General features: G+C 30.7%; 7 protein-coding genes. 6 read left to right on the top strand and 1 reads right to left on the bottom strand.

What is annotated here, in order from left to right:
• From DCO46_RS23130 to DCO46_RS21965, 6 genes are all read left to right on the top strand, one after another.
• Window positions 1-482, top strand: a 482-nt coding sequence (locus DCO46_RS23130) for a hypothetical protein (protein WP_116754614.1), incomplete at its 5' end; no start/stop codon positions are given.
• A gap of 39 nt (window positions 483-521) precedes the next feature.
• Window positions 522-1,280: a hypothetical protein gene (locus tag DCO46_RS21985; protein ID WP_116754613.1), complete on the top strand. Its 759-nt coding sequence runs from the start codon at window positions 522-524 to the stop codon at window positions 1,278-1,280.
• Between the two features lie 46 nt (window positions 1,281-1,326).
• Window positions 1,327-2,076 carry a hypothetical protein gene (locus tag DCO46_RS21980; protein ID WP_116754612.1) on the top strand — a complete coding sequence of 250 codons (750 nt, stop codon included), beginning with the start codon at window positions 1,327-1,329 and terminating at the stop codon, window positions 2,074-2,076.
• Window positions 2,077-2,232: 156 nt separating this feature from the next.
• Window positions 2,233-3,024 carry a sensor histidine kinase gene (locus tag DCO46_RS21975; RefSeq protein ID WP_116754611.1) on the top strand — a complete coding sequence of 264 codons (792 nt, stop codon included), beginning with the start codon at window positions 2,233-2,235 and terminating at the stop codon, window positions 3,022-3,024.
• Between the two features lie 115 nt (window positions 3,025-3,139).
• On the top strand, window positions 3,140-3,805 hold the full coding sequence (locus DCO46_RS21970) for a response regulator transcription factor (protein WP_116754610.1): 666 nt from the start codon (window positions 3,140-3,142) through the stop codon (window positions 3,803-3,805).
• A 331-nt stretch (window positions 3,806-4,136) separates the two neighbouring features.
• On the top strand, window positions 4,137-5,396 hold the full coding sequence (locus DCO46_RS21965; RefSeq protein ID WP_116754609.1) for an asparagine synthetase B: 1,260 nt from the start codon (window positions 4,137-4,139) through the stop codon (window positions 5,394-5,396).
• Here the strand turns inward: DCO46_RS21965 and DCO46_RS21960 are convergent, their stop codons facing one another.
• Window positions 5,397-6,200, bottom strand: coding sequence for an endonuclease/exonuclease/phosphatase family protein (locus tag DCO46_RS21960; RefSeq protein ID WP_116754608.1), 804 nt, complete (start codon window positions 6,198-6,200; stop codon window positions 5,397-5,399).
• Between the last annotated feature and the right edge of the window lie 251 nt (window positions 6,201-6,451).

The following is a 6,451-nucleotide window of genomic DNA, read 5'->3' as shown; positions in this document are numbered from 1 at the left end:
TATACCAATTTGCTTTTAAAAATTTATTACTGGTAAATTTCTTTTTTATTGGACAATTTATTTTGTTAGGATTATTTTTCAAATCTCTCTCTGAAGATAAAAAGCAGAAAAAATGTATGCAAATAAGCATGTTTTTTGTCTTGTTTTTACTTACATGTCAATATATCTATAATTACAATTTTTTATTTGAGTTTAATTTATTTGCGATAACTCTTACATCACTCTTCTTGGTATGTAATGCCTTAATGCATTTATACAATCAATTAACCATTGAAAAAAAGTATTTTTTTATAACAATAGGTGTGATAATTTATATGTTATCAAGTACTGTTTTATATTTAATAGGTAATTTGACAAATGATTTAAGTAGTGATTTGAAATATCTTAGCTGGAGATTAAATGCTTTTTTATTTATTGTTTATCATTTATTTATTCTTTATGAATGGAAAGCAAGTTTTTTTAAAAAGGAGAAATCTTCATAGACAACACAATTTTATATTTATTAACCAATTAAATCAAAAATGACAAAAAAAAACATTCTGCGTTGTATTTTATTTATGATGATAATAGCGTCATCATGTCAAAAGGATAGCTTTCAGGAAGAAAAAAATTCTATTTCAAAGACAGAAAAAGAAAATTGGCTATCAGCTAATTTAGACTCAAAATTTGCAAATTCACAAAAACAGGTTACCGCTTATTTGTTTGCCAATGACGAAATGTCCAAATTGGTAAAAACTCCAAATATTACCGAAGTCCGTTTTGTTCTTGGTTATAAAAACAATATTATACAAGTTAGTATTGTTGGAGTTGATAAATATGGAAAAGAGCTTGGAAAAGTTAATTCGACAATTTTGAAAGAGCCAAATTATACATCGAAACTTAGTAAATTAAACGAAGTATCGAATGGTAAAACTAATAAAGGAACAGTATTATTAAATGCACATGTTTTATTGCCAAAAGATGCTTTTGCAGGGATAGAAGCCTGGCAGGAAAAACTAAGTTCAGTATCTAATTTGGATGAAGTGACTTCTTATGAAGGTTTACGCTTCCGTTATTTTAGTTTAGAATCTGATGTAATTGCTGCTATGGCAGATAAGTCAAAAACGGTAAATATTGCCATGTTTTTTGGACTTAATCCTAAAGGAAAAGTCACGACAATTTTGATAGGTTTAGATGGGAATAATGCCATCAAAGGAAGCTCTCAAACTTCAAAAGAAGAGACTGACGTTTATGACGCCACGCGCCCATGCCCACCTTATGGTGATCCTGAAAATTCTTAATACAATTTTATTTCAAACCGTTAACTAATAAAAACCAAAATCAACTATGAAAAAAACTATTTTATTCGCTGTGTCAGCGATGTTTTTGATGTTTTCATGCCAAAAAGATAACTCTCAGGAAGAAAGTGGGGTAGTATCAGCGGCACAAAAAGAAAATTGGCTATCAGCTAATTTGGACTCAAAATTTGCAAATTCACAAAAACAAGTTACCGCTTATTTGTTTGCCAATGAAGAAATGTCTAAATTGGTAAAAACGCCAAATATTACCGAAGTTCGTTTTGTTCTTGGTTACGAAAGCAATACAATCCAGGTTAGTATAGTCGGAGTTGACAAATCAGGGAAAGAACTTGGAAAAATCAATTCGACAATACTAAAAGAATCAAATTACGAAGCGAAACTTAGTAAGTTAAATGAATTATCAGTTAGCAAGACTAACAAAAGAACTCCTTTGGTAAGTGAGCATTTGTTATTGCCAAAAGATGCTTATGCAGGTATTTTGGGCTGGAAGGAGAAACTAAATTCAGTTAAAGACTTAGATGAAGTAACTTCTTATGATGGATTGCGTTTTCGTCATTTTAGTTTAGAGTCTTCTATTGTTGAAACTATGGTTAATAAAGCAAATACAGCTAATATTGGTGTTTTTTTCGGACTTAATCCTAAAGGAAAAGTAACAACTATTTTGATAAGTTTAGACAAAAATAATGCAGTCAAAAAGACGTCAATAACATCAAAAGGTGAAACTGGTGACGTTTTAGATGATGTTTTAGATGGTGTTCGTCCGTCTCCGCCATATTAATATTTAAAATCAGGAATTTATAATAAAATCTCTATCGGAATAAAATTTGATAGAGATTTTACTTTTTTATATTTTTTAATAATATAGTTAGATTTATAGAAAAACCAATATATTTGATTTAATCTATAAATTAATTAATAAATACCACAGATTTTTATGAGCATACATTCAGTTCCTGAAAAAGAAATTGTTGTAATAATATTATATACCTCTCTTTTTTTGGTGGTTATGGCTGTTGTGTTGGTTGCCTTTTTCTATTTTTCCAGAAAAAAAATTATAGAAAAAGAGCTCGAAAAGAAAGACTTAATCTTGCAATACCAAAAAGAGCAATTATATGCGATAATAATTACGCAGGAAGAAGAGCGTAAAAGAATTGCCCAGGACTTACATGATGATATAAGTTCTAAGTTGAATATTGTTTCACTGAACAGTCATTTGCTCAATGCACCAAACCTGACAGAAAGTGAAACGGCAGAAATAACAGATAACATTATAAGTCTTACCACAAAAGCTTTGGAAAATTCAAGAAAAATTGCGCATAATTTATTACCGCCTGTTTTTGAAAAGTTCGGACTAAATGCTGCTGTCGAAGAAATATGTGAAGAATTTGAAAGCTCTAAAGCTGTAAAAGTCTATTATAAAAATGAGATTGATTTCAACGATAATGAAACTGATCGTCATTTGCATATTTTTAGAATTCTTCAGGAACTTATGAATAATTCTTTGAGGCATGGAAAAGCAACTGAAATCTGGATTGCTTTTAAAAATAATAACGAAATAAATACTTGCAATTACGAAGATAACGGAATTGGTTTTGATGCTAAATGTATTGATAATCAAAAGGGACTCGGGATGAAAAATATTGAAAGCAGGATCTTATTTTTGGATGGAACAATTAAAATAAATTCAGAAATAAATCACGGCATTGATGTAATGTTTACTTTTTAAAGTACTATATTATTTTATTATTAAATAAAAATTATTAATAAAACAGATGTTTTAACAGTTTTGTAAAGCATATTTTGTAAATTCGAAACATCCAAAACCAAATACATAAAATAAAATGAGTGGCGCAATAAAAATTGCTTTAGTCGATGATGAAGTTTTATTTCGGAAAGGAATCTCTTTTTTATTACAACGAGAGGAGAATATCGAGATTATTTTTGAAGCATCAAATGGAGAAGAGCTTATAATAAAGCTTAATGAAAATCCGATAAAACCCGATATTATTGTTATGGATTTGAAAATGCCTGTTTTAAACGGCGTTGAAGCTACCAAAATTATAAGAAAAACGTATCCTGATATTAAAATCATTGCCTTAACAAGTTACGATACAAAGTCATTTGTAGCCAACATGATACAGGTTGGGGCTGTTGCTTATTTGATAAAAAATACAACTCCAAAAGATTTAATTCATACAATAAATGAAGTATCCCGAAAAGGATTTTATTACAGTCAGACAGTTTTAAAAACGATTCAGGATACCATTATTTCATTAAAAAATAACAAGGGCAACTTAGAAACAGGGTTCCTGTCACCTCGCGAAATAGAAATTCTTCAGCTTATTTGCCAGCAAAAAACAACTTCAGAAATTGCCGATCAGCTTTTTTTAAGCCCAAGAACAGTAGAAGGTCATCGCAATAATCTATTGCTTAAAACTGAATCCAGAAATATTGCCGGATTAGTAGTTTACGCGATTCAAAATGAAATAGCTGTCCTAACTTTTTAAGTTTAACTGGCTAAAAATTGTATTGATAAGACGTAATACAAAATTATAGTTAGCACAAGGATGCAGATCCCTACTTTTTGTGCTAATTTTAATCCCTTTGGTTCATTGTTACTTTCATTGGGTTTCATGGTTAAATTTTTCATTGATTTATATAATTGGTTATTTCATGAACAAATTTAATTAGAAACAGCTTTTACATAGCAAGTGTTTATACGTGTTTTTTGTAAATATTTAGTCATTATGACCATTATAATAGATTTTATATAATAAAATAGTCAGCCAATTGTGTTTTTTGGAGCTTCCTTTATATCTTTACTAAAATAATTTTCTAATGAATAAAGGGTTAGCATATATCTTCATACTTCTGTTTTCTTTGACTGCCAAAGCTTCGTTTCTCTTACTTCCGATGGATGAAACCACACAGCAAAATCATCTTAAGGCATACGGAATTACCTATTGGTGTTTAAGCAAAGATTATAAGGCAAGCTGGTTACTGAATTATCGTGGTGGCTCATTTTTACTACCCGATGCAGAGGAAATTCGTAAAGAATGTAAAATTCGTGGTGTAAGTTTTGAGATAATTTCGGATAGCGAAGAAGCTTCAATTTTAAATGAAATATCGAGCCCTTCCCAAAATATGGAATCGGTAATTCTTGAAAAAGCACCAAAAATTGCAGTATACACTCCTAAAGGCAAACAACCCTGGGATGATGCAGTAACATTAGTACTGACTTATGCTGAAATTCCTTTTACTCCAATTTATGATGAAGAAGTCCTTAGTGATCAATTGCTTCTGTATGATTGGCTGCACTTGCATCATGAGGATTTTACCGGGCAATATGGTAAATTTTATGCTGCTTATAAAAATACACCCTGGTATATAGACCAGAAAAAAGATGCTGAAGTATTGGCATCAAAATTAGGATATGCTAAAGTTTCGCAGGAAAAAGGTGCAGTTGCAAAAAAAATCAGGGATTTTGTAATTGGCGGTGGATTTATGTTTGCAATGTGTTCAGCAACTGATAGTTTCGATATAGCACTTGCTGCTGATGGAGTAGATATTTGTGAAGCCATGTTTGACGGAGATCCCAGCGAATCAAATTATCAGTCAAAATTAAATTTCGCGAACTCATTCGCTTTTAAAAATTTTACCTTAGAAAGAAGACCGGAAGTGTATGAGTTTTCTGATATAGATATGACAAACAAACGCAGGATTGTAATGGAAAAAGATTATTTTTCCCTAATGGAATTTTCTGCAAAATGGGATCCCATTCCAAGTATGCTGTGTCAAAATCATACTCAATTAGTAAAAGGCTTTATGGGACAAACAACATCATTTGATTCATCGCTTATAAAATCAAATGTTTTGGTAATGGGCGTGTGCGAACTTAATGGTGAATCAAGATATATTCATGGAGAAAAAGGCAAAGGTATGTTTACTTTTTTCGGAGGACATGACCCTGAAGATTTCCAGCATCAGGTAGGAGATCCCCCAACAGTACTTGATTTACACCCCAATTCTCCGGGATACAGACTAATTCTGAATAATGTATTATTTCCTGCAGCGAAAAAGAAAAAGCTTAAAACATAATTATTTAATGGAAAATTCAAACCATATCGGAATGTGATCTGATATTTTTCTTGCCTCTTTTAAGGAATTGAATTTTTTATGAAATGAAATTACACCTGAATCAATGTAGTTTAAAGTATTTTTTTTGTAAAATATATTATCAAATTCAGACGCTAAACAATTATCATTTTTACATTTTTGTTTAAGTGTTGTTTTCTGATTTTGAAAAACAGGAACATATTCCATCTTTTTTAGCGGATTAAAAACAGTATGTGATTGCGGGCAGTTAAAGTCTCCGACAATAATTAAGTTTAGATTAGAATACTCCTGCGGTAAAAATTTGAAATATTTTATCTCGGTTTCAGGTTGTCTGCTTTTTGTAATAGCATGAAAATTGACTAAGGTGATTACTTTTTTGTCAATTTTGAAAGTCGCAAAATAAGGTTCCCGATCAATCACTAAACCATATTTCTTCTCTAACCAGGTGCTCCCTTGTAATTTGACTCTGGATGTCTTCCATAAAAAAGCATAACGCTCCCTTTTGTAACTACTGCTGCTGGTGGGGTCACTAATACTATAATCCCATTTGGTTCCTTTTTTATTTAAAATCCCTGCTAATTTGGCTATCGACTGTGCTCCGCCATAACCTGCAACAACTTCCTGAATAGCTATAATATCATATTCCTGAATAATATTGGCAGTAAAATTAAGATCAGATTCTGTCTTCGATTTACCTAAGTTTTCTATATTCCATGATAGAATCTTAATCTGGGAAAAAGAATTGACAGTAAAGAATAAAATTAAAAAGCTAAGAATGTTTTTCATGCAATATTTAAAGTGTCAAATATATGCATTTCAGAACTTGACAATATATTCTAAAAAAAGAAATTTTAAATAATTAGAGTCAAAGTTTTCTATACCTGTTTTTTAAGGCTGTACTTATAATTATTATTTGCAAAACCAGAAGGGCAGGGATGAAAATAATATTCCAGTCTACTTCTAACCATCCTGTCTTCTCTGATACGATAACAAAACTTACAGACAGAAAAAGACAAAGCAACATAGTTTTTATGATA

Source organism: Flavobacterium sp. HTF, assembly GCF_003105115.1.
Lineage (GTDB): Bacteria > Bacteroidota > Bacteroidia > Flavobacteriales > Flavobacteriaceae > Flavobacterium.
This window is presented reverse-complemented; position numbering and strand designations above follow the sequence as displayed.

Excerpts from the sequence above, each read along its gene's own strand:
- DCO46_RS21965 (WP_116754609.1), top strand. The coding sequence starts at position 4,137 with ATGAATAAAGGGTTAGCATATATCTTCATACTTCTGTTTTCTTTGACT.
- DCO46_RS21985 (WP_116754613.1), top strand. The coding sequence starts at position 522 with ATGACAAAAAAAAACATTCTGCGTTGTATTTTATTTATGATGATAATA.
- DCO46_RS21980 (WP_116754612.1), top strand. The coding sequence starts at position 1,327 with ATGAAAAAAACTATTTTATTCGCTGTGTCAGCGATGTTTTTGATGTTT.
- DCO46_RS21975 (WP_116754611.1), top strand. The coding sequence starts at position 2,233 with ATGAGCATACATTCAGTTCCTGAAAAAGAAATTGTTGTAATAATATTA.
- DCO46_RS21970 (WP_116754610.1), top strand. The coding sequence starts at position 3,140 with ATGAGTGGCGCAATAAAAATTGCTTTAGTCGATGATGAAGTTTTATTT.
- DCO46_RS21960 (WP_116754608.1), bottom strand. The coding sequence starts at position 6,200 with ATGAAAAACATTCTTAGCTTTTTAATTTTATTCTTTACTGTCAATTCT.